Annotated in this window: 16 protein-coding genes; 1 reads left to right on the forward strand and 15 read right to left on the reverse strand. The window is 68.0% G+C overall.

Annotated features, from left to right (window positions below; all coding sequences use genetic code 11):
• Nucleotides 1-177: 177 nt before the first annotated feature.
• The 3 genes from BH708_RS08515 to ngcE are packed head-to-tail and all read right to left on the reverse strand — an operon-like array spanning nt 178 to nt 3,523.
• Nucleotides 178-1,113, reverse strand: a complete 936-nt coding sequence (locus BH708_RS08515) for a carbohydrate ABC transporter permease (RefSeq protein WP_083713399.1) — start codon at nt 1,111-1,113, stop codon at nt 178-180.
• Nucleotides 1,113-2,078 (reverse strand): carbohydrate ABC transporter permease, encoded by a 966-nt coding sequence (locus BH708_RS08520; protein ID WP_076808096.1) that lies wholly within the window; start codon nt 2,076-2,078, stop codon nt 1,113-1,115. The genes BH708_RS08515 and BH708_RS08520 overlap by 1 nt, the downstream gene beginning before the upstream one ends.
• Complete coding sequence (ngcE, locus tag BH708_RS08525) at nt 2,078-3,523, reverse strand: N-acetylglucosamine/diacetylchitobiose ABC transporter substrate-binding protein (RefSeq protein WP_253705525.1); 1,446 nt, start codon at nt 3,521-3,523, stop codon at nt 2,078-2,080. The genes BH708_RS08520 and ngcE overlap by 1 nt, the downstream gene beginning before the upstream one ends.
• A 317-nt stretch (nt 3,524-3,840) precedes the next feature.
• Here ngcE and BH708_RS08530 point away from each other — a divergent pair, with 317 nt between their 5' ends.
• Nucleotides 3,841-4,902, forward strand: a complete 1,062-nt coding sequence (locus BH708_RS08530; protein ID WP_076808099.1) for a general stress protein — start codon at nt 3,841-3,843, stop codon at nt 4,900-4,902.
• 414 nt (nt 4,903-5,316) lie between these two features.
• On the opposite strand, the gene tuf is transcribed toward BH708_RS08530, so the two are convergent.
• From tuf to rplK, 12 genes are all read right to left on the reverse strand, one after another.
• Nucleotides 5,317-6,504 (reverse strand): elongation factor Tu, encoded by a 1,188-nt coding sequence (tuf, locus tag BH708_RS08535; protein WP_076808101.1) that lies wholly within the window; start codon nt 6,502-6,504, stop codon nt 5,317-5,319.
• A gap of 128 nt (nt 6,505-6,632) precedes the next feature.
• A complete protein-coding gene (gene fusA, locus BH708_RS08540; protein ID WP_076808103.1) occupies nt 6,633-8,780 on the reverse strand; it encodes an elongation factor G in 2,148 nt (715 codons plus the stop codon).
• A 90-nt stretch (nt 8,781-8,870) separates the two neighbouring features.
• Nucleotides 8,871-9,341, reverse strand: coding sequence for a 30S ribosomal protein S7 (rpsG, locus tag BH708_RS08545; protein ID WP_076808104.1), 471 nt, complete (start codon nt 9,339-9,341; stop codon nt 8,871-8,873).
• The gene (gene rpsL / locus BH708_RS08550; protein ID WP_076808106.1) at nt 9,341-9,715 is read right to left on the reverse strand and encodes a 30S ribosomal protein S12; all 375 of its coding nucleotides are present in this window, start codon (nt 9,713-9,715) and stop codon (nt 9,341-9,343) included. Before rpsL ends, rpsG begins: the two co-directional genes overlap by 1 nt.
• 530 nt (nt 9,716-10,245) lie before the next feature.
• Nucleotides 10,246-11,493: a resuscitation-promoting factor gene (locus BH708_RS20540; RefSeq protein WP_076808108.1), complete on the reverse strand. Its 1,248-nt coding sequence runs from the start codon at nt 11,491-11,493 to the stop codon at nt 10,246-10,248.
• A gap of 375 nt (nt 11,494-11,868) precedes the next feature.
• Complete coding sequence (locus BH708_RS08560) at nt 11,869-15,753, reverse strand: DNA-directed RNA polymerase subunit beta' (protein ID WP_076808110.1); 3,885 nt, start codon at nt 15,751-15,753, stop codon at nt 11,869-11,871.
• A 104-nt stretch (nt 15,754-15,857) separates the two neighbouring features.
• Entirely contained in the window at nt 15,858-19,346 is a 3,489-nt protein-coding gene (gene rpoB, locus BH708_RS08565) for a DNA-directed RNA polymerase subunit beta (RefSeq protein ID WP_076808112.1), read from the reverse strand.
• Between the two features lie 882 nt (nt 19,347-20,228).
• Nucleotides 20,229-20,615, reverse strand: a complete 387-nt coding sequence (gene rplL, locus BH708_RS08575) for a 50S ribosomal protein L7/L12 (protein ID WP_076808115.1) — start codon at nt 20,613-20,615, stop codon at nt 20,229-20,231.
• Between the two features lie 140 nt (nt 20,616-20,755).
• Nucleotides 20,756-21,271 carry a 50S ribosomal protein L10 gene (gene rplJ, locus BH708_RS08580; RefSeq protein ID WP_076808117.1) on the reverse strand — a complete coding sequence of 172 codons (516 nt, stop codon included), beginning with the start codon at nt 21,269-21,271 and terminating at the stop codon, nt 20,756-20,758.
• Between the two features lie 388 nt (nt 21,272-21,659).
• Nucleotides 21,660-22,523, reverse strand: coding sequence for a serine/threonine-protein kinase (locus BH708_RS08585; RefSeq protein WP_076808119.1), 864 nt, complete (start codon nt 22,521-22,523; stop codon nt 21,660-21,662).
• Nucleotides 22,524-22,854: 331 nt separating this feature from the next.
• Nucleotides 22,855-23,574, reverse strand: a complete 720-nt coding sequence (gene rplA / locus BH708_RS08590) for a 50S ribosomal protein L1 (RefSeq protein ID WP_076808121.1) — start codon at nt 23,572-23,574, stop codon at nt 22,855-22,857.
• A 5-nt stretch (nt 23,575-23,579) separates the two neighbouring features.
• The gene (rplK, locus tag BH708_RS08595) at nt 23,580-24,011 is read right to left on the reverse strand and encodes a 50S ribosomal protein L11 (protein WP_076808123.1); all 432 of its coding nucleotides are present in this window, start codon (nt 24,009-24,011) and stop codon (nt 23,580-23,582) included.
• Nucleotides 24,012-24,077: the final 66 nt, after the last annotated feature.

Raw genomic sequence — 24,077 nt, forward strand, 5'->3', positions numbered from 1 at the left:
ACCCATACAGTTTGCCAGAGCCCGTCGCCGGCGACAAGACGGGCCCGGGTGCACCCCATCACATCCGGGGTCCCGGGCCCGTCCGAGCGCCTGATCCGAGGACCGATCGGTCCGAGCGCCTGATCCGGGGTGGATCGCCCGCCGTTCGGTCACGGCGGCTCGACCATCACCCGTCGGTCATTTGTCCGCGCCGCGTCCGACGCCGCCCTGCAGCTGGCGCTGGAAGAACGCGTAGACGATGAGCACCGGCAGGATCGTGATGGTCACGGCGGCGAACATCGCGCCCCAGTCCGACTGGTAGCCCTGCTGCGCCTGCATGTTCGCGAGGCCCTGGGCGAGCACGAACTTGCTCTCGTCCGTGTTCAGCACGACCGGGAGCAGGAACTGGTTCCACAGGCCGAGGAAGTTGAAGATCGTCACGCTGGCGAGCCCCGGGGCCGCCATCGGGACCATCACCGTGAAGAAGGTACGGAAGTCCCCTGCGCCGTCGATGGCGGCGGCCTCGGCGATCTCTTCCGGCAGCTGTCGGAAGAACGCATAGAGGAAGAACACCGTGAACGGGAGGGCGAAGCCGGCATAGGCCAGGATCAACCCGATGTAGGTGTTGCGCAGCCCCATCGATTCCAGCACGAAGAACAGCGGCACCACGGCGAGGAACAGCGGGAACGTGAGCCCGGCGATCAGCCCGTAGTAGATCAGCCGACGCCCGGGGAAGGCGTACCGGGCCAGGACGTACGCACACATGGAGCCCAGGAGCATCACCAGGAACAGCGCTCCGCCGACGACGATCAGCGTGTTCCCGAAGAACCGGCCGATGCCGGCCTCGGTCCAGGCGGTCACGAAGTTCTCGACGTTCAGCTTCTCGGGCAGGCTGAACGGTGAGGTGAGGATCTCCCGAGAGTTCTTGAACGAGCTGTAGAAGGTCCACAGCAGCGGCAGGACCACCAGCAGCGCCCAGATGGTCAGGACCACGTTGGCGATGACGCCGAAGCTCCGGTCCCCGCCCGAGGACGCGGAACGGCCGCCTCGGCCCCGGGATCCGGAGCCGTCGACGGCGTGCGCTCGCGCGGGGCCCGCCTGCGCGGCCCCCGCGGACTCGGGGCTCTTCGCCATCACACATCCTTCCGTCGGAAGCTGAACAGGACGATCACGGCCATCAGCATCGTCACCAGAGCGAGCACCACACCCATGGCCGAGGCGAGCCCGAACCGCGAGTCGAAGAACGCCGTCTGGTAGAGGTACCGGGAGATGACCTCGGTGCTCTTGGCCGTGCCGCCGTTCGGCGTCATCACCTGGATGTACACGAACATGTCCAGCGCGACGATGCCCATGTACACGGCGGCCGTCGACACGTTCTCCCGGATCATCGGCATGATCACCTGCACAGAGAGCCGCATGCGTCCACAGCCGTCGAGACGTGCGGCTTCCACCACCTCGGCGGGCACCGCGTGGATCGCGGCGACGAAGAGCACCATGTAGAACCCGAGCAGGTTCCAGACCACGGCCAGCATGACCGCGATCAGGGCGTAGTCCGGGTTTCCCAGCCACGCGATCCCGGAGTCCAGACCGACCAGGCCGAGGGTGCCATTGAGCAGCCCGCCGTTGGGTGAGTAGATGAAGGCGAACAGGATGCCGACCACGACGGCCGGGATCACGTACGGGAAGAAGCTCACCATGCGGAAGAAGTTCGCCCCGCGCACGCCACGGATCTGCCCGCGCGTGCTGCCCCCGACGGTGACCAGGATCGCCAGCGCGAACGCCAGCACGATCACGATCGTGGGCAGCGCGACCAACAGGATCAAGTTGTTGGTCAGCGCCTTGAGGAAGGTGGGGTCCTGGAACAGCGTGACGTAGTTGCCCAGCCCGATGAACTCGGGGGCGGCCGCCAGGCCCCGCCAGTCGGTCAGCGAGTAGTAGATCGCCTGGGCGACCGGCCACACGACGATGACGACGTAGAGCAGCAGCGGCAGTCCGAGGAAGACCGCGAAGAAGAGGGCCCGGGCGGGTGTGATCCTGCGGCGGGCCCCTCGGGTACGCGACGGCGCACCCGCGGGGACTGCAGTGGGAACGGCCGCCATCACTCGGGAACGTCGAACTTCTCGATGCTGTCGTCCTCGCGGACCGCGTCGATCATCGCCTGCTCCCGCTCCCGGGCCTGGTCGGCGGTCAGAGCGCCGCTGAGGAACTCCGTCCACAGGGTGACCGTGTCGGGGCCGAGCCCGTACCAGTCGCGGTGGCTGATGTGGAAGGTGTTCTCTCCTGCGGCGGTGATCATCTCGTTGGTCGAGGCGAGCGCGGTGGAGCCGAAGGCGCCCTCGGGGATGGTGTCCTTGAGGACCGTCGGGGACGAGGTGATCTCGGAGAAGTTCTGCGCCTGTTCCTTGGAGAGCATGATCCGCAGGAACTCCAGCCCCCCGGCCCCGTTCGCGGCGTCGCTGGGGACGAAGAAGGGCTCCCCCGCCGTGCCGTGGATGGTCTCCGGGGGCATCGCGCCGCTCGAACTGAGCTGGGGGGTGGGAACGCCCACCATCTCGTAGTCCTCCGGGGTGATGCCCTTCTGCTCGTTCTCGATCCACGAGCCCGACGGGTACATCACCGCTTTTCCGGTGACCCATTGGGCCTGGGCCTCGGTGTGCTTGATCCCGGCACCGCCGGAGAGGAAGTATCCGGCCGCGACGGCATCCTCGATCGCCGCGTACGCGCTGACGACGGAGTCCTGCTCGAAGGCGTCGGGCTCGAGGCGGTCGAGATTCTTCTGCACCTCGACGCCGCCCTCCTTGATGGCCATCGAGAGGGCGAGCTCGCGATAGTAGTTCGAGGCGTTCTGCCCGCCCCACGGGAACAGCGCGATGTCCTCGCCCTTGGCGGCTTCACCGATGGTCATCACGTCGTCCCAGGTGACAGGCGGGGTCCAGCCCTTCTCCTCGAACTGCTTGCGGGAGAACCACACCGCGTAGACGGTGTAGACGTAGTTGAGGGCGTACAGCTTGCCGGAATACGTCCCCGGAGCCAGCGAGCCGGGGATCAGAGAGTCCTTGATGGTGCCGCCGTCGAGGGAGGTCGCCTCGACGAGCTGATCGATCTCGGCCACGCTGCCTTCCCCGACGAGCGCCCCGGAGTTCATCGACTGCGCGCCCGAGTTGTCGAAGAGGTCCGGCGGGTTGCCGCCGATGAAGCGCGGCTGCAGATCGGGCTGGATGTTCACGGTCGAGGAGACCTGTACGTCGGCGTCCGGGTACATCTCCTGGTACTTCTCGCCGGCGTCCTTCGCGTACTGGTCGCCGTAGCCGCCGTTGAAGATGACGACGTCGACCTTCGCATCGCCCGAGACGCCGAAGGGGTTGTCGTCGGAGACGTCGCCCTCCCCGGTGCCCACGCCGGAACCGTCCTCGCCCTCGTCACCGCCGCCGCCACCGCCACCGGCGGCACAGGCGCTCAGGGCGGCGGCCCCGGTGCCCACCCCGGCGAGGCCGAGGAAGAGCCGTCGGGACGCTCCGAGCTTCTCGGCCGGAGTGTCGAGCATGATGGGATCCTTGGGGTCGTCCATTGCTCCCTCTTTCATCATTGAAACGGAGGATGTCCTGTCCAGGACGCGGCGCGACGTCGCACCGCTGGAGTCAGTATAGAAGCGCTCTGCTCACATCTGCACGAATATCGAGCCGTGTGGCCAAAAAGTTGCAAAAATGGCGCCGCTCGGCCGGAGCTGGGACGACTGCTCGGCCGTCCACATGCACCGGCAGTCCCCTCGCGGGGGCGCGCGCCACACACTTCCCAGCACTTCCCACCGCGCACACACCCGCGGTCCAGCGGCTTCGCCGACTCCTGATCTACGGTGGCACCATGAGCCAGCCACCGCAGTCCCCCTCTCCGCTGACAGCGCGGCTGTACGACCTGGAGTACCCGCGGTCCCTCGGGGTCTACAGCACGTACCAGGAGGTGCAGACCGTCGTCGACACCCTCGCCGACAAGCACTTCCCGGTGCAGTCCACCCTGATCGTCGGCACCGACCTCAAGCTCATGGAGCGTGTGACCGGCCGCAAGACCTGGGGCCGCATCATCGGCCAGGGCATCATGTCCGGCCTGTGGATGGGCCTGTTCCTCGGTATCCTGCTGTTCCTGATCACCTCCCCCAACAGCCTCTGGGTGGTGCTGACCAGCGTGCTGATGGGCATCGTGTTCTTCACGGTCTGGACCGCGGTGGGCCATCTGCTCACCGGCGGCAAGCGCGACTTCACCTCGATGACCGCCACGATCCCCATGCAGTACGAGCTGCTCGTCGAGCACAAGCATGCCGAGCAGGCCCGTCATCTCCTGGCGGAGTCCGGGGCCGTGCCGATGACCTCCCCGCCACCGACCGCGTCGATGCCCGGCCACGACGCCGCAGGCCACCGCGGTGCCGGGAGTGCGGCCCCGCAGCAGTACGGCCAGGGACAGCTCGGTCAACGCCATGACCAGCAGCAATACGGCCAGCAGCAGTACGGCCAGCAGCAGTTCGGTCAGGGGCATTATGGTCAGCAGCGGTACGGCCAGGGCCAGTACGACCAAGGGCACGGACAGCAGCACGTCGGTCGCGGGAAGGTCGGTCAGGCACCGGGGCCCCAGGACGGCCAGGGCTCTCCCGCGTGGCCGGGGTCAGCCCCCGGACGGGCGACGGCACCCGAGCCGCAGTCCGGGCGTCCGTCGTACGGTCAGCCGACCATGCCCTCCCCCGCGAGCGCCGGGGAGGCCCCGCCCTCCCGAGCGAGCCGTCCGTCCTTCGGCCAGCCTGCCGGGACACCGCTGCGGGAGGACGAGCACCCCGCGGATCCCGCGGAGGGCCGGGACGTCCCGTCGGCACCCGACGCCTCCCGCCCCTCGAGCGATTCCCCGGCCGAGGACGACCCCTACCGCGGCTCCCGCTGACCCGTCCGAGGCATCGCCTCCGGCTCAGCGGGGACCCGCCCGCGGCGGCGGATTCGCCACCGCGGTGACGCCCCGGCTGACTGCTGCGCCCCCGTCCCGCCGTTCCGGCGGGGCGGGGTTCTCTTCCTCCCACCCCGCCAGGCCTCGATCCCGACGGCCGGAACCGTGGAGACCGCAGCAGCGCACCGGCCGACCCGTCACGGGCCGGTGTTCCCATCCACGAACACTCGGCGAGCACGCGCCGCCGGACAGGGCGCCGCGTGCTCGCCGGAAGCCGGTGGGAGCTCGCGGCTCCGGCGCAGGTGCACGGTGCCGGGATGCGAGAAGGCCCCGACCCGGATGTCCGGGTCGGGGCCTTCGCCGATGCAGCGTCCCCAGGACGCGGTCACCGCTGCGGGGTCGCCCCCGCTCTGATCACTTGACGATCGTGGTGACTCGGCCGGAGCCCACGGTGCGGCCACCCTCACGGATGGCGAAGCCGAGGCCCTCCTCCATGGCGATCGGCTGGATCAGCTCGACCGTCATCTCGGTGTTGTCGCCGGGCATGACCATCTCGGTGCCCTCGGGCAGCGTGATGACGCCGGTGACGTCGGTGGTCCGGAAGTAGAACTGCGGACGGTAGTTCGAGTAGAACGGGTTGTGACGGCCGCCCTCGTCCTTGGACAGGATGTAGACCTGCGCCTCGAAGTTGGTGTGCGGGGTGATCGAACCCGGCTTCACGACGACCTGGCCGCGCTCGACGTCGTCACGCTTGGTGCCACGCAGGAGCAGGCCGCAGTTCTCGCCGGCCCACGCCTCGTCCATCTGCTTGTGGAACATCTCGATGCCGGTGACGATCGTCTTCTGCGGCGCACGGATGCCCACGATCTCGATCTCGGTGTTGATCGAGAGCTTGCCGCGGTCGACCTTGCCGGTCACGACGGTGCCACGGCCCTGGATCGTGAAGACGTCCTCGATCGGCATGAGGAAGGGCTGGTCGAGATCGCGGACCGGATCCGGGATGGACTCGTCCACCGCATCCATGAGGTCCTCGACGGACTTGACCCACTTCTCGTCGCCCTCGAGCGCCTTGAGCGCGGAGACCTTGATGATCGGTGCGTCCTCGTCGAAGCCCTGCTCGGTCAGCATCTCGCGGACCTCCATCTCGACGAGCTCGATGATCTCATCGTCCTCGACCATGTCGGCCTTGTTGAGCGCGGCGAGCAGGTAGGGCACGCCGACCTGCTTCGCGAGCAGCACGTGCTCACGGGTCTGCGCCATCGGACCGTCGGTGGCGGCGACCACGAGGATCGCACCGTCCATCTGAGCGGCGCCGGTGATCATGTTCTTGACGTAGTCGGCGTGGCCGGGGGCGTCGACGTGCGCGTAGTGACGCTTGTCGGTCTCGTACTCGATGTGCGAGACGTTGATCGTGATGCCGCGCTGCTTCTCCTCGGGCGCGTTGTCGATCGTGTCGAAGTCACGGGCCTTGTTCAGCTCCGGGAACTTGTCGTACAGGACCTTGGAGATGGCGGCGCTCAGCGTCGTCTTGCCGTGGTCGACGTGACCGATGGTGCCGATGTTGACGTGCGGCTTGGTCCGCTCGAACTTGGCCTTGGCCATGGTGGTGTCCTCCTAGGACTTCTTCTCGTGGTACTTCTGGATCGGGATCGGATCCCTCCCGGGAGGGGAGGACGTCCGATGGAAAGGCGGGGGACCAGGAGAAGGAGCCTACCTGCTCCCCCGTCTTCTCACTCGCCCCGGGTCTTCGCGACGATCTCCTCAGCGATGCTGGCGGGGACCTCCGCGTAGCTGTCGAACTGCATCGTGTACATCGCCCGGCCCTGGGTCCTGGACCGCAGGTCGCCGACGTAACCGAACATCTCCGACAGCGGGACGAGAGCACGGACGATCTTGACCCCGCTCGCGTCCTCCATCGACTGGACCTGACCTCGCCGGGAGTTCAGGTCGCCGATGACATCTCCCATGTACTCCTCCGGAGTACGGACCTCGACGTCCATGAGGGGCTCGAGGAGGACCGGCTTCGCCTGGCGAAGAGCCTCCTTGGCCGCCATGGAGCCGGCGATCTTGAACGCCATCTCCGAGGAGTCGACGTCGTGGAACGCCCCGTCGATCAGCTCCGCCTTCACGTTCACGACCGGGTAGCCGGCCATGATGCCCGACTCGAGGGCACTCTGGATGCCCGCGTCCACGCTCGGGATGTACTCGCGCGGGATGCGGCCACCGGTGACCTTGTTGTCGAACTCGTAGAAGACGCCCTCTTCGGCATCGGTCAGCGGGCCGAAGGTGATCTGCACCTTCGCGAACTGGCCGGAGCCGCCGGTCTGCTTCTTGTGGGTGAAGTCGTACTTCTCCACGACGCGCTTGATGGTCTCGCGGTAGGCGACCTGCGGCTTGCCGATGTTCGCCTCGACGTTGAACTCGCGGCGCATGCGATCCACGAGGATGTCGAGGTGGAGCTCACCCATGCCGCGGATGACCGTCTGACCGGTCTCCTCGTCCAGCTGCACCTGGAAGGTCGGATCCTCCTTGGCGAGCTTCTGGATGGCCACACCCAGCTTCTCCTGGTCGCCCTTGGTCTTGGGCTCGATGGCCACCGAGATGACCGGCTCCGGGAAGCTCATGGACTCCAGCTGGATCTGGTCGTTCGGATCCGTGAGCGTGTCGCCCGTGGTGGTGTCCTTGAGGCCGATGAAGGCGTAGATGTGGCCCGCGAAGGCCTCCTCCACCGGGTTCTCCTTGTTGGAGTGCATCTGGAAGAGCTTGCCGACGCGCTCCTTCTTGCCGGTGGTGGCGTTGACGATCTGCTCGCCCTGCTTCACCTGGCCCGAGTACACGCGCACGTAGGTCAGCGAGCCGAAGAACGGGTGCGAGGAGACCTTGAACGCGAGGGCCGAGAAGGGCGCGTCCCAGTCGGCGCTGCGGGTCAGCTCGACGCTCTCGTCGTTCGGCTTGTGGCCCACCATGGCGGGCACGTCGAGCGGGGAGGGCAGGTAGTCGATGACACCGTCGAGCATGGGCTGGACGCCCTTGTTCTTGAAGGCGGTGCCGCAGAAGACCGGGTAGGCCTCGGAGTTGACGGTCAGGGCGCGGATGCCGGCCTTGAGCTCGGCGACCGAGAGGTCACCTTCCTCGAGGTACTTCTCCATGAGCTCCTCGGAGCTCTCGGCGACGTCCTCGACGAGCTTGCCGCGGTACTCCGCGACGGTGTCGGCGAGGTCCTCGGGGATCGAGATCTCGCGCTGCCACTGACCGCGCGAGGGGTCACCCTTCTTGGAGTTGATCGCCGGCATGTCCTCCTCGAGCGTCTCGGGCCAGTCGTAGGCCTTCATCTCGACGAGGTCGACGATGCCGGTGAAGTCGTTCTCCGCACCGATCGGGACCTGCATGACCAGCGGCTTGGCGCCGAGGCGCTCCACGATGGTCCGGACGGTGAAGAAGAAGTCCGCACCGAGCTTGTCCATCTTGTTGACGAAGCAGACGCGCGGGACGTCGTACTTGTCGGCCTGGCGCCAGACGGTCTCCGACTGGGGCTCCACGCCCTCCTTGCCGTCGAACACCGCGACGGCGCCGTCGAGCACGCGCAGCGAACGCTCCACCTCAACGGTGAAGTCGACGTGGCCGGGGGTGTCGATGATGTTGATCTGGTTGTCGTGCCAGTAGCAGGTGGTCGCGGCCGACGTGATCGTGATGCCGCGCTCCTTCTCCTGGTCCATCCAGTCCATGGTGCCGGCGCCGTCGTGGGTCTCGCCCATCTTGTAGTTCACGCCGGTGTAGAAGAGGATGCGCTCGGTGGTGGTGGTCTTGCCGGCATCGATGTGAGCCATGATGCCGATGTTGCGGACCTTGTTCAGGTCACTGAGCACTGCGAGTGCCACGGGCTTGAGCCTTTCTGGAGAACGGAAGCTGGTCGACGTGCCGGAGGGCAGTCGGTGGGGCCCACCCGTGAAGGAGGACCCCACCTGAACTCACCAGCGGTAGTGCGCGAAGGCCCGGTTGGACTCGGCCATCTTGTGAGTGTCCTCGCGACGCTTCACCGCGGCACCGAGGCCGTTGGAGGCGTCGAGGATCTCGTTCATCAGACGCTCGGTCATGCTGTTCTCGCGACGGGCGCGGGAGTAACTGACGAGCCAGCGCAGCGCCAACGTGGTGGCACGGCCGGGCTTGACCTCGATCGGGACCTGGTAGGTCGCCCCGCCGACGCGGCGGGAGCGGACCTCGAGGGATGGCCGAATGTTGTCCAGCGCCTTCTTCAGGGTGACGACGGGATCCTGACCGTTCTTCTCACGGGCGCCCTCGAGGGCGTCGTACACGATCCCCTCGGCGACGGTCTTCTTGCCGTCCAGGAGGATCTTGTTGATGAGCTGCGTGACGATCGGCGAGCCGAAGACGGGGTCGACGGCCAGCGGGCGCTTGGGAGCGGGGCCCTTACGAGGCATTACTTCTTCTCCTTCTTGGCGCCGTAGTGGGAGCGAGCCTGCTTGCGGCCCTTCACTGCCTGGGTGTCGAGCGCGCCGCGGACGATCTTGTAGCGCACACCGGGGAGGTCCTTCACACGACCGCCGCGGACGAGCACGATCGAGTGCTCCTGGAGGTTGTGGCCCTCACCGGGGATGTACGCGGTGACCTCGACGCCGGTGGACAGGCGCACGCGGGCGATCTTCCGCAGCGCCGAGTTCGGCTTCTTGGGGGTCTGGGTGTAAACGCGCGTGCAGACGCCGCGGCGCTGGGGGGACCCCTTGAGCGCGGGCGTGCTGGAGGACCCGGACCTGGCGTCCCGTCCCTTGCGCACCAACTGCTGGATAGTGGGCACAGCTACTCTTCCTGTTCAGCCCTCGGCGCTGTTGGCACCGAAGGATCGACTTCTTCGACCGCTCCCGCGGCCGGCGACCCGATGCACCGTCCCCACGCCCGGGGAACGCCGGCGGATCGACCCGCCCGTCAGGTGATGGCACCTGCCGGGCGTCCTGGAGGACCGTGATCGGTGCCCGCGGGCGGTGCCGGGCATGGCAGCCGTCCCGCATTCGGGCACACCGCGAGGATCCGCTCCTCGCGGGGGACACCCTCCGCGACCTCCCCGCAGGGTGATCGCGGGACTCGTCCCGGGTCACGACCAGAGGGCACTCCGGACGCAGTGGCAGTCTACTGAGGCGCGCCGCATGGGGTCAAAGCTTCTGGGGCGTTCCGACGCAGATCACATGACGACGTATGTCCTGGGCGTGTCCCCGGCCCGGTCCATCCACGCACGAGCGCGCCGCGATGATCGCGGCGCGCTCGTGGCGTACACGTCGGCGGCAGATCGGCCCCGTCAGGGGCGAGGGCCGCCGGATCGGTCGGTACCGTTCAGCGGATCCCGAGCTGGGAGGTGCAGGAGGGCCATGCGCCCCAGCCCTGGGTGGCCTGGACGTTCTTGGCCACGGCGATCTGCTGTGCGCGGCTCGCCTGATGGGCCACCGGGGCGTACTGCCCGCCGCCGAAGGCCTGCCAGGTGGACTTGGTGAACTGCAGGCCGCCGGAGAACCCGTTGCCCGTGTTGATCGACCAGTCGCCGCCGGACTCGCACTGGGCCAGACGGTCCCAGACCGACCCGCTGGGAGCTGCCGGGGCGGAGGCGCCGGTGTTCCCGGACTCGGAGGTGGACTCACGCTCGGAGCTGCGCGAGGACGAGCTCTCGGAGCGGGAGGAGTCCGAGGAGTCGGAGGAGTCCGAGGACGAATCCGAGCTCTGCTCCTGCGGCTCGGGCTCGGGCTCGGGCTCGGGCGCCGGCTTGGTCCCCTTGGCCACGACCTCGTCGACGGGCTCGGAGGTGACCTTCTCCGAGACCAGCTCGGAGTCGGTGACCTCGCCGTCGACGACGGTGTCGGTGTAGACCTTCTCCGTCGTGCCCTTCTTGCCCTCCGTGGTGACCTCGGTCTTGCCCTCGAGCAGATCGTCGTCCTCGACCGTCTTGGTCTCGAACGGGATGGACTCGGTCTCGGTGCGCTCCTTCTCGCGGATGCGCTGGACGGTGATGGTCGCGCCGTCCTCGAGGATCGAGTCGCGGTCGACGGAGGCCTTGTCGGTGTCCTCGATGTCGCCGAGGACCTTCTTCATGGCCTCGTCGACGGTCAGCGCCGTCACGTCGAAGGTGTCCTGGCCGCGGGCACCCTTGAAGGTGACGGTCTTGCGGGTGACGACATTGATGTGCGCGGAGTCGTCCGGCAGCTCGGTCTCGGGTTCCGGGCTGACCCGAGCGCCCTCGGCCTCGTAGTCCACGTCCTCGAGGGCGTCTCCGACGGTGTCACCGGTGGTGAGGAGCTTCTGGTCCTCGCCGTCGATGGTGACGGTCACCGGCGTGCGATGGACGACCTGGATCTCCATGCCGTCGGTGACGGTCTCCCCCAGGTCCGGGACCACGAGATCGGTGTCCGTGACCTCGATGCCCTGCGCCTGCAGCAGCTCGGCGACCGTCGGACTGAAGGTGCGCACGGTCGACTGCTCGCCGTACACGGTCACCGCCGCCTCGTTGGACATGGCGAAGGCGGTGCCCCCACCGCCCAGACCGACGACGCACACGGTCGCGGCCGCGACGATCCACGGAGTCTTCTTCACTGTTCCACCTGTTCTCTGCCACCCCTCGGCGGCCCTCGTTCCTCGAGCACATGTGCCCCGGGGACGGGGCCAGGAGTCCCGGCGCGAGCGCGCTGCCGATGTCGGAGCGCTGCGGGAAGGTCGCGGGAACTGCCGTGTTCCATGGTTCCGTGCCGCGCCCGCGCCGGGGAAGGCCGACACCCAGACTTTGGGCAAGGGCCCAAGAGGTCTTTACCCTCCCGTGAACATCCGAGTCCTCCAGGTCACGTCAGCGCCCGCTGTGCACTCACTGGGCGTGGTGCGGGACACGCGACGAGGGGCGGCCCCACCGTGTGGTGGGACCGCCCCTCGTCGTGGTGCCGAGGTGCCGAACGGCCCCTCAGCGCTCCTGGCGACTCAGCGGAAGTCGGTGCGGAACGGGTCGGCGTAGTCGATGTCGTCGAGGTTGACGGCACCGGTCTGCCCGAAGCCGGAGAAGTCCAGCTCGTCGTAGCCGGGCACCTGGTACATCTGCGCCTTGGCCTCGTCGGTGGGCTCGACCGCGATGCGACGGAACCGCGACAGGCCGGTGCCCGCCGGGATGAGCTTGCCGATGATGACGTTCTCCTTGAGCCCCATGAGCTGATCGCTCTTGCGGTTCAGGGCGGCCTCGGTGAGCACGCGGGTGGTCTCCTGGAAGGAGGCCGCCGACAGCCACGACTCGGTCGCCAGCGACGCCTTGGTGATGCCCATCAGCTCCGGACGGCCCGAGGCCGGCTGGCCGCCCTCGGACAGGATCCGCCGGTTCTCGCGCTCGAAGATGACCCGCTCGGCGAAGTCGCCGGGCAGCAGGTCGGTGTCACCGGATTCGATGATCGTCACGCGACGCAGCATCTGGCGCACGATGACCTCGATGTGCTTGGCGTGGATGTCCACACCCTGGCTGATGTACACCTTCTGCACCTCATCCACCAGGTGCTGCTGCACCGTCCGCGGGCCGAGGATGCGCAGGACCTGCTTGGGATCGACCGAGCCCTGGCAGAGCTGCTGGCCGACGGCGACGTGGTCGCCGTCCGCGATCAGCAGGGTGACGCGCTTGGAGACCGTGTAGGTCACGGGGTCCGAGCCGTCGTCCGGGGTCACGGTGATCCGGCGCTGCTTGTCGTTCTCCTCGATCTCCGCGCGACCGGCGAACTCCGAGATCGGCGCGAAGCCGGCCGGGGTCCGGGCCTCGAAGAGCTCCTGGATACGGGGCAGACCGTGCGTGATGTCGCCGTCCGCGCTGGCCACGCCACCGGAGTGGAAGGTACGCATGGTCAGCTGGGTGCCGGGCTCACCGATGGACTGGGCCGCGACGATGCCGACGGCCTCGCCGATGTCGACCAGCTGGCCGGTCGCGAGCGACTTGCCGTAGCACTTGGCGCAGGTGCCCACTGCGGAGTCACAGGTCAGCACGGAGCGGACCTTGAGCTCGCGCACGCCGGCCTCGACGAGCTGCTCGATGAGCACGTCGCCCACCTCGGAGCCGGCCGGGGCCGCCTCCGTGCCGTCGGCGCCGATCGCCGCGGTGGCCAGCACGCGTCCGTACGCCGTCGACTCCACGTGCTCGTGGAGGCGCAGCGCACCGGCCTCCTCGACCCCGATCGGCAGCATCAGGCCCTTGGTGGACCCGCAGTCGTCCTCGCGGACGATGACGTCCTGCGAGACGTCGACCAGACGACGGGTCAGGTAGCCGGACTGAGCGGTCTTCAGCGCGGTGTCCGCCAGGCCCTTGCGGGAGCCGTGCGAGGCGATGAAGTACTCCAGGACCGAGAGCCCCTCCTTGTAGTTGGAGAGGATCGGACGCGGGATGATCTCGCCCTTGGGGTTGTTCACCAGACCGCGCATACCGGCGATCTGACGGATCTGCATCCAGTTGCCTCGGGCGCCCGAGTCCACCATCCGGTAGATGGTGTTGGTCGGGTCGAAGTTCTCCCGCATGGCCTCGTCGACCTCATTGGTCGCCTCGGTCCAGATGTCGATGAGCTCCATGTTGCGCTCGGTCTCGGAGACCAGGCCGAGGTCACGGTTCTCCTGGACCTGTGCGGCCTTCGCCTCGTACCTGGCGATGATCTCCGCCTTGTTCGGCGGGGTCACCACGTCGGACAGCGCGAAGGAGGCGCCCGAGCGGGTCGACCAGGAGAAGCCGTAGGACTTCAGGGCGTCCAGCGATGCGGCGACCTGGCCCTTGTCGTAGCGCTCGGCGAGGGCGTTGACGATCCCGCCCAGGCGCTTCTTGCCGACCTGGCCCTGGACGTAGGGGAAGTCCACCGGCAGCGTCTCGTTGAAGTAGACGGTGCCGAGGGTGGTGTCCAGGAGGATCGGATCACCCTCGGTCCAGCCTTCCGGGACCTCCCAGTCGCTCGGCGGCACCACGTCGGTGAAGCGGATGTTCACCGGCGCGTTCAGGTGCAGGTCCTCACGGTCGAAGGCCATGATGGCCTCCGCCACGGAGCCGAAGGAACGGCCGGCGCCGGCGACGTCCTCGCGGCGCGTCGTGAGGTGGTACAGACCGATGATCATGTCCTGGGCGGGCATGGTCACGGGGCGACCGTCGGACGGCTTGAGGATGTTGTTGCTGGACAGCATCAGGATCCGGGCCTCGGCCTGCGCCTCCGCCGACAGCGGCAGGTGCACGGCCATCTGGTCACCGTCGAAGTCCGCGTTGAACGCGGCGCAGACCAGCGGGTGCAGGTGGATGGCCTTGCCCTCCACCAGCTGCGGCTCGAAGGCCTGGATGCCCAGACGGTGCAGGGTCGGCGCGCGGTTCAGCAGCACCGGGTGCTCGGTGATGACCTCTTCGAGGACGTCCCACACCTCGGGGCGGGCACGCTCGACCATCCGCTTGGCGGCCTTGACGTTCTGCGCGTGGCTGAGTTCGACCAGACGCTTCATGACGAACGGCTTGAACAGCTCCAGCGCCATGCCCTTGGGCAGACCGCACTGGTGAAGCTGCAGCTGCGGACCGTTGACGATGACGGAGCGGGCGGAGTAGTCCACACGCTTGCCCAGCAGGTTCTGACGGAAACGTCCCTGCTTGCCCTTGAGCATGTCGGACAGCGACTTCAGCGGGCGGTTGCCCGGTCCGGTGACCGGACGGCCCCGACGGCCGTTGTCGAACAGCGAGTCGACCGACTCCTGCAGCATGCGCTTCTCGTTGTTCACGATGATCTCGGGCGCGCCGAGGTCCAGCAGCCGCTTGAGACGGTTGTTGCGGTTGATCACGCGACGGTACAGATCGTTGAGGTCCGAGGTCGCGAAGCGGCCGCCGTCCAGCTGCACCATCGGACGCAGGTCCGGCGGGATGACCGGGACGCAGTCCAGGACCATGCCGGCGGGGGCGTTGGTGGTCGAGCGGAAGGCGGAGACGACCTTGAGGCGCTTCAGCGCCCGGGCCTTCTTCTGCCCCTTGCCCGTGGCGATGACCTCGCGCAGGGCCTCGGCCTCGGAGTCGAGGTCGAAGTCCAGCAGGCGGCGCTGCAGCGCCTCGGCGCCCATGCCGCCCTCGAAGTAGGTGCCGTAGCGCAGCTTCATGGCGCGGTAGAGCTGCTCGTCGCCCTCGAGGTCAGCGACCTTGAGGGTCTTGAACCGCTCCCAGATGGCCGTGACGCGTTCGATCTCCGCGTCGAACTTCTTGCGGATCTGGGCCTGCTCGCGCTCGGAGGAGTCGCGGACCTTGCGCTTCGCGTCGGCCTTGGCACCCTCCTCCTCGAGCTGGGCGAGGTCCTTCTCGGCGGAGACGGCGCGGTCGTTCAGCGCGGCGTCACGGTCGTTGCCGAGCTCCTTGACCTCGAGGTCGTAGCGCGCCTGCAGGTCGGGCATGTCCTCGTGCCGAGCCTGCTCGTCCACCGAGGTGATCATGTACGCGGCGAAGTAGATGATCTTCTCGAGATCCTTCGGCGCGAGGTCCAGCAGGTAGCCGAGGCGGCTCGGCACGCCCTTGAAGTACCAGATGTGGGTGACGGGAGCGGCGAGCTCCACGTGACCCATGCGCTCACGACGCACGGAGGACTTGGTGACCTCCACGCCGCAGCGCTCGCAGACGATGCCCTTGAAGCGCACGCGCTTGTACTTGCCGCAGTAGCACTCCCAGTCCCGGGTGGGGCCGAAGATGCGCTCGCAGAACAGGCCGTCCATCTCGGGCTTCAGGGTGCGGTAGTTGATGGTCTCCGGCTTCTTGACCTCGCCGTGGGACCAGCCGCGGATGTCGTCGGCGGTCGCGAGGCCGATGCGCAGCTCGTCGAAGGTGTTGACGTCGATCACAGGTGTCCTTCTCTCGATCGGAAGAGTGGTGTCTGAGGGAACGGGGGTCGAGGGCGGGGCCGGGGCCGACGACGGCTCGCGTCGTCGGGCCCGGCCCGCGTCCCTCAGACCTCTTCGATGGAGCCGACGCCCTCGTGGGGCCGGCGGGACAGGTCGATGCCGAGCTCCTCCGCGGCGCGGAAGACCTCCTCGTCGCTCTCCTTGACGTCCTGCGCGGTGCCATCGCTGGACAGCACCTCGACGTTCAGGCAGAGCGACTGCATCTCCTTGAGCAGCACGCGGAAGGACTCCGGGATCCCGGGCTCCGGGATGTTCTCGCCCTTGACGATGGCCTCGTAGACCTTGACGCGGCCCGCGATGTCATCGGACTTGATGGTCAGCAGCTCCTGCAGGGCGTAGGCGGCGCCGTAGGCCTCGAGGGCCCAGACCTCCATCTCGCCGAAGCGCTGGCCGCCGAACTGGGCCTTACCGCCCAGCGGCTGCTGCGTGATCATCGAGTACGGGCCCGTCGAGCGGGCGTGCAGCTTGTCGTCCACCAGGTGGTGGAGCTTCAGGATGTACATGTAGCCCACGGAGATGGACTCGGGCAGCGGCTCGCCGGAGCGGCCGTCGAACAGCTGCGCCTTGCCGTCCTCCTTGACCATCCGCACCCCGTCCCGGTTCGGACGGTGATTGGCGATCAGGCCGGTGACCTCCTCGGCCGAGAGGCCGTCGAAGACCGGGACCGCCACGGGAGTGTCGGGCTCGCCGTGCAGAGCCGCCTCGGGCAGCTCGGCGGCGTTGGGGTCGCTGGGGTCCAGGTCCCAACCGGCCTTGGCCACCCAGCCCAGGTGGGTCTCCATGACCTGGCCGATGTTCATACGGCCGGGCACACCCATGGGGTTGAGGATGATGTCGACCGGGGTGCCGTCCTCGAGGAACGGCATGTCCTCGACCGGCAGGATCTTCGCGATGACGCCCTTGTTGCCGTGACGGCCGGCGAGCTTGTCACCGTCGGTGATCTTGCGCTTCTGGGCCACGTAGACGCGGACCATGTCGTTGACGCCGGTGGGGAGGATGTCCCCGTCCTCGTCCTCGGTGAACACGCGCACGCCGATGACGGTGCCGGACTCGCCGTGAGGGACGCGCAGCGAGGTGTCGCGCACCTCGCGGGCCTTCTCACCGAAGATCGCGCGCAGCAGGCGCTCCTCCGGGGTCAGCTCGGTCTCGCCCTTGGGGGTGACCTTGCCGACCAGGATGTCGCCCGGCTCGACCTCGGCGCCGATGCGGATGATGCCGCGCTCGTCGAGATCGGCCAGCACGTCGTCGCCGACGTTCGGGATGTCCCGGGTGATCTCCTCCTTGCCGAGCTTGGTGTCGCGGCCGTCGACCTCGTGCTCCTCGATGTGGATCGAGGTGAGGACGTCGTCCTGGACCAGGCGCGAGGACAGGATGATGCCGTCCTCGTAGTTGTGGCCCTCCCACGACATGAAGGCGACCAGCAGGTTCTTGCCCATGGACAGCTCGCCCTGATCGGTCGACGGCCCGTCGGCCAGGATCGAGCCGGTCTCGACGCGGTCACCCTCGTCGAACAGCACGCGCTGGTTGTAGGAGTTCCCGGCGTTGGAGCGCTGGAACTTCCCGATCGGGTAGGTCTGACGGGTGCCGTCGTCGGCCATGACCTGGATGAGATCGGCGGACAGCTCCTCGATGACGCCGCCCTTCTCGGCGACGACGACATCGCCCGCGTCGACGGCGGCACGACGCTCCATGCCCGTGCCGACCAGCGGCATCTCCGCCTTCAGCAGCGGCACGGCCTGGCGCTGCATGTTCGAGCCCATGAGCGCACGGTTGGCGTCGTCGTGCTCGAGGAAGGGGATCATCGCGGTGGCGACCGAGACCATCTGGCGGGCCGAGACGTCCATGTAGTCCACGTCGCCCGCGTCGACCAGGTCCGGCTCGCCGCCGGCCAGGCGCACCAGCACCTGCTCCTCGACGAAGCGACCGTCGTCGCCGATCTTCGCGTTCGCCTGGGCGATGATGTGGCGATCCTCGTCGTCCGCGGTGAGGTAGACGGTCTCGTCGGTGACCAGGCCGCCCGTGACCTTGCGGTACGGCGTCTCGATGAAGCCGAAGGGGTTGATGCGGGCGAAGGTCGCCAGCGAGCCGATCAGACCGATGTTCGGACCCTCAGGGGTCTCGATCGGGCACATGCGGCCGTAGTGGCTGGGGTGGACGTCGCGGACCTCCATGCCGGCGCGGTCGCGGGAGAGACCGCCCGGGCCCAGCGCCGAGAGGCGGCGCTTGTGGGTCAGGCCCGACAGCGGGTTGTTCTGGTCCATGAACTGCGAGAGCTGGGAGGTCCCGAAGAACTCCTTGATCGCGGCGGTCACGGGACGGATGTTGATCAGCGTCAGCGGGGTGATCGCCTCGACGTCCTGCGTGGTCATGCGCTCGCGGACGACGCGTTCCATGCGGGACAGGCCGGTGCGGACCTGGTTCTGGATCAGTTCGCCGACGGCGCGGATGCGACGGTTGCCGAAGTGGTCGATGTCGTCGGTCTCCACCCGGATGGACTTGCCATCCTTGCTGGTGGTCTCCGCGAGGCCGTCGTGCAGCGCGACGATGTACTTGATCGCGCCGATGATGTCCTCGAGGCGGAGGGTCGACTCGGAGAGGCTGCCCTCGAGACCGAGCTTCTTGCCGATCTTGTAGCGACCGACCTTCGCGAGGTCGTAGCGCTTGGGGTTGAAGTAGAGGTTGTTGAGCATGGCCTCGCCCGCATCGCGCGTGGGCGGCTCGCCCGGGCGCTGCTTGCGGTAGATGTCCATGAGCGCCTCGTCCTGCGAGGCGATGCGGTCCTTCTCGAGCGTCGAGCGCATGGACTCGAACTCGCCGAACTCCTCGAGGATGTCGCTGTGGGACATGCCCAGGGCCTGCAGCAGCGTCGTGACGGACTGCTTGCGCTTGCGGTCGATGCGCACGCCGACCTGGTCGCGCTTGTCGACCTCGAACTCGAGCCAGGCGCCGCGCGAGGGGATGACCTTCGTGCTGTAGATGCGCTTGTCGCTGGTCTTGTCGATGCTCTCCTCGAAGTACACGCCCGGGGAGCGGACCAGCTGGGAGACGACGACGCGCTCGGTACCGTTGATGATGAAGGTGCCCTTGTCGGTCATGAGCGGGAACTCGCCCATGAAGACCGTCTGGGTCTTGATCTCACCGGTCTCGTTGTTCATGAACTCCGCGATGACGTACAGCGGAGCGGCGTAGGTGAGGTCCTTCTCCTTGCACTCGTCGACCGTGTACTTCGGGTCGTCGAAGGTGTGGTCCCGGAAGGACAGCGACATATTGCCGGCGAAGTCCTCGATCGGAGAGATCTCTTCGAGGATGTCGGCGAGACCCGAGGTCTGCGGGACGTCCTCACGACCGGAGGCAGCGGCCTCCGCGGCACGCTCCTGCCAGAGGTCGTTGCCCAGCAGCCAGTCGAACGAGGTGGTCTGCAGACTCAGCAGATCCGGTACGTCGATGGGGTCGCCGAGCTTCGCGAAGGTCACGCGAGGTGAGGCGGTGCGGAGTGCGATGTCGTTAGTGCGATCGGTGCTCGAGGCAGCCAAGGGGGGTCCTTCCACAGGCCGATGACGGAATCCCAGGCGCGGCGAACACCCGTCAGGGCGGTGGAGCAGGAGATACGGACTGCCGGAGCAGTCAGAACAGCAGAACCCACGGGCGACGCACAGCGCAAGGACCGAGCATACACAAAATCGCGGATGGACGCAACGGTCGCGGCGCGACCGGCTCCATCCGCGTCGGCCGCTATATGCCTGGCGCGGAAGTTCTCCGGCGGGGCGTCCGATCCACCGCTGGTCCGCGAGCTCTGCTCAGCGGCGCACCGGGGGAGGGACAACCTCCGTAACGCGAACAGAATGAAGGCAAATGCCTGAGGAGTCAAGCAGGCGGCCCGTGTGTCGGGTTGTCGCGGCACGTCGCAGCGGTGGCCGGCGGCGGTGACGCCGTCGGCGCCATCGGTCTCCTACCCGCCCTCCGCCCCGGTCCTCCGCTCCGGGCCCGGCAGTCCGGAGCGACCGGGCCGACCGGAACGACTGGAACGACCGGAGCGACCGGGCCGAGCAGGCCGACCGGACCGCGACGGCATCCACCGGCGCCATGCCAGCATTGATCGCCTCTCCGAGCGCTTCGTGCTGATATGACGCCCGTGGATGCGATCCCGCGGGCCCTCGCCGTGCCCCGGGATGCACCCGCAGGACCCGCGACCCACCCCACGACACCCCGCAGGACCCGCATCGCAGCTCGGAACGCACCCGGGACCCGAAACGTGCGCGGAGAGCGAGCCGACAGGTCGACGCCGGGACACGGGTCAGCAGGCACTGGACGCGAGTGAGGACAGCGGAAGGGCCGTCCCGCAGATGCGGGACGGCCCTTCCAGGAGCAGTGCGACTGCCGTCAGGTGAGGCGCGCGCCGGGGCGAGCGCCGGCGATCACTTGACGGAGACGGTCGCGCCGGCCTCCTCGAGCTTCGTCTTCGCGGCCTCGGCGTCGTCCTTCTTGACGGCCTCGAGGACGGGCTTGGGGGCCTCGTCGACGAGCGCCTTGGCCTCCTTCAGACCGAGAGAGGTCAGGGCGCGCACCTCCTTGATGACGGCGATCTTGGCGCTGCCGGCGGAGTCGAGGATGACGTCGAACTCATCCTTCTCCTCCTCGGCCTCGGCCTCGCCACCGGCGGCGGGGGCGGCAGCCGCGGCGGCGACCGGGGCAGCAGCGGTGACGTCGAAGACGTCCTCGAACTGCTTGACGAACTCGGAGAGCTCGATGAGGGACATTTCCTTGAAAGCTTCGATGAGCTCGTCGTTGCTGAGCTTCGCCATGATGGCGTTCCTTCCTGTTGTCGGGACCTGCGTCCCTGCGGTGATCAGCGGCGCACACGCGCCTGGGCTTGCGGTCCGGGCACCCCTGCCGGGGCCCGGGGGACAGCGCTGTGGCTGTGGGGGCGAAGAAGTCCGAGGACTCAGGCTTCTTGCTTTGCCCGCAGCGCGTCCACGGTGCGTGCTGTCTTCGACAGCGGCGCCGCAAACACTGCGGCGGCCTTGGACATCGACGCCTTCATGGCGCCGGCGGCCGTGGCCAGCAGGACCTCGCGGGACTCGAGGTCCGCGAGCTTCTGGACGTCCTCCTTCGAGAGCGTGGTGCCCTCGAAGTAGCCGGACTTGATCACGAGCTGCTCGTGAGTCTTGGCGAAGTCACGCAGAGCCTTCGCAGGCTCCACCGGCTCACCCTTGATGAAGGCGATCGCGGTCGGCCCGCTGAGCGTGCCGTCGAACCCGGAGATGCCGGCCTCGCGGGCGGCGATCTCCGTGAGCGTGTTCTTCACCACGGCGTAGGTCGTCTCGGAACCCAGCGCGCGACGGAGCTCCTGGAGCTCCCCCACGCTGAGCCCGCGATATTCGGTGATGACGGCGGCGTCGGATTCACGGAACAGTTCCGCGATCTCCGCGACGGCGTCCACCTTTTCGGGGTTCGCCATGGCCCTCCTTCCAGAGGTCTCTCGCCACCGGGTGAAGGAGTCCTGGAACGGAAAAAGCCTCGACACGCAAGTGTCGAGGCTTCGGACGCACGAACTGCCCACGCCCCGGAGGGCACCGGCCGGGGCCGGGCGGGCGACCGTACGAGAGTCGCATCTTCACCTGCGCAGGCCATCCCGGACGGGATATCTTCAGTCGTCCTCGAGGTCGAGGACGACGACCGGCGGTCTTCGGTGCGTCCAGAGTAGACCAGGACCGGGGTGCGGCGCCACGAGACGGGCGGCGTCGTGCATCACATCGGCCCCGTCCACCGTCCAGGACCGAGCCCTCGCCCACGTCCCCACCCACGTCCACGTCACAGGACGTGCCGTGCGCCGGGCACCGTCCGCGTCACGGCCGGGTGGAGCTGCGCGCCGTCGACCAGGCGTCGGCGAACTCTCCGACGCTCGCGAACCGGTCCTCGCGGGCGGGACGGGCCGCGCGGGCGATCACCCGCCCGGCCGCCCCTCCCCCACAGAAGTCAGCGAGGTCCTCGGTCAGCCCGGTACCGAAGTGGCAGATCAGCCGACCGAGAGTGAACACCGTGGTGCGGGCATCGATGGTCGCCCCGAACTCGAACTCCTCCGGTGCCATGAACCGGGACGAGCCGAACATCGTGCCCATGCCGTTCGGGAACGCACCGCGCTGGTAGGTGTCGAGATCGATGAGCGTGAGCCGGGTCGTCGCGAGGTCGACCATGAGGCAGCCGTCGTACAGGTCGCAGGCCACCCAGCCGGCGGCCGCCAGCGCCCGGTGGGCGTCCAGCAGCTGGTCGAAGACAGCCAGCCGGATCCCGGGCTCCGCTGCCGCGAACCGCCGATACGAGGAGCCCGGATCCTGCCTGTGTTCCGACGGGACCCCGACCAGTCGGCCCGGGGCTCGGTCGTAGATGAGCATCGGCCCGGTCGGGGTCTCCGCGACGTTCCGCAATCGCGCGAGGACCGGATGGTCGACGGTCCGCGAGATCTCCACCGCCGTGCGCAGCAGGGCGACCCGCGCGGCATGGTCCAGAAGCGGGGTCGGCGCGCCGTCCGGGGGCGAGGCGTCCTCTCCAGCGGTCTTCACGAACAGGTCCGCCTCGGGCGTGCGCACGATCCAGGACACGTTGCCGGAGTCCTGAGTGCGATGGTCGTACCGGGCGAGCACGCGTCCGGCACCGCGGACCATCTCCTCCGGGCGGTGAGGACTGCGATGCACGGTGAGCAGATCGATCACGACGCCAGTCTAGGAATTCTTCCGAGCCGTGCCACGGCGCACAGCAGGTCACGGCGGGACAAGGAGAGCAGCCGCCGGCGGGCTCTCCCCCTACCCGGTCGCAACCACGCAGAACCCGACATCTCCGTTCCACCCATACATCCCACCGACGGAGTGAATCCGTGGAACCGGTCGGCGTGTCGGGCGCAGGGGACGCGGCGCCCGCCCCTGCACGCCGGGAGATGCGGCACGTCCCGACGTACGACGACGCCCCGCCCACCGCAGGGGTGGACGGGGCGTCGGATGCTCTCCTCACCTGGCCCCGGGGGAACCAGGTCGAGGACCGGGAGGATCAGGCCTCGTCGGTCTCCCCGAGGAGGTTGCGGGTGCGGTTGACATCGACCGGGATGCCCGGGCCCATGGTGGTGGACACGGTGATCTTCGAGATGTACCGACCCTTGGAGGCCGACGGCTTCAGCCGCAGGATCTCCTCGAGGGCCGCGACGTAGTTCTCGACCAGCTGCTGATCGGTGAAGGAGACCTTGCCGACGATGTAGTGCAGGTTGGCCGCACGGTCGGTGCGGAACTCGATCTTGCCGCCCTTGATGTCGCCGACGGCCTTGGTCACGTCCATGGTGACCGTGCCCGTCTTCGGGTTCGGCATGAGGCCGCGGGGGCCGAGCACGCGGCCCAGCTTGCCGACCTTGCCCATCAGGTTCGGCGTGGCCACGGCCGCGTCGAAGTCGGTCCAGCCACCGGCGACCTTCGCGATCAGCTCGTCGTCGCCGACCTCGTCGGCGCCGGCCTCGAGAGCGGCCTCGGCCTGCGCGCCGGTCGCGAAGACGATGACGCGCGCGGTCTTGCCGGTGCCGTTGGGCAGGTTCACGGTGCCGCGCACCATCTGATCGGCCTTGCGCGGGTCGACGCCCAGACGCATGGCGACCTCGACAGAGGCGTCGAACTTCGCGGGAGAGGACTTCTGGGCGAGACGGAGAGCGTCCAGCGGCGCGTACTCGCGCCCCTCTTCGATCTTGGCCGCGCTGTCCTTGAAAGCCTTGCTACGGAATCCCATTGTCGTCAGCCCTCCACCGTGATGCCCATGGACCGAGCGGTGCCCTCGACGATCTTCGCCGCGGCCTCCCAGTCGTTCGCGTTCAGATCAGGCATCTTGGTCTCCGCGATCTCGCGGATCTGCGCCTGGGTGATCTTGCCGACCTTGTCGGTGTGCGGCGTGGCCGAGCCCTTCTGGAGGCCGGCGGCCTTCTTGATGAGCTCAGCGGCCGGCGGCGTCTTGGTGATGAACGTGAACGAGCGATCCTCGTACACGGTGATCTCCACCGGGATGATATTGCCGCGCTGGTCCGCCGTGCGGTCGTTGTAGGCCTTGACGAACTCCATCATGTTCACGCCGGCAGCGCCGAGCGCGGGACCCACGGGCGGCGCAGGTGTGGCCTGGCCGGCCTGGATCTGGAGCTTGATGACGCTCGCGATCTTCTTCTTGGGAGCCATTGCTCTTCCTCATTCTGTCGTGGTTCGGGCGGGGCTCATCATGCGCTCCTCCCACAGCTGGACCGC

Source organism: Brachybacterium sp. P6-10-X1, assembly GCF_001969445.1.
GTDB lineage: Bacteria > Actinomycetota > Actinomycetes > Actinomycetales > Dermabacteraceae > Brachybacterium.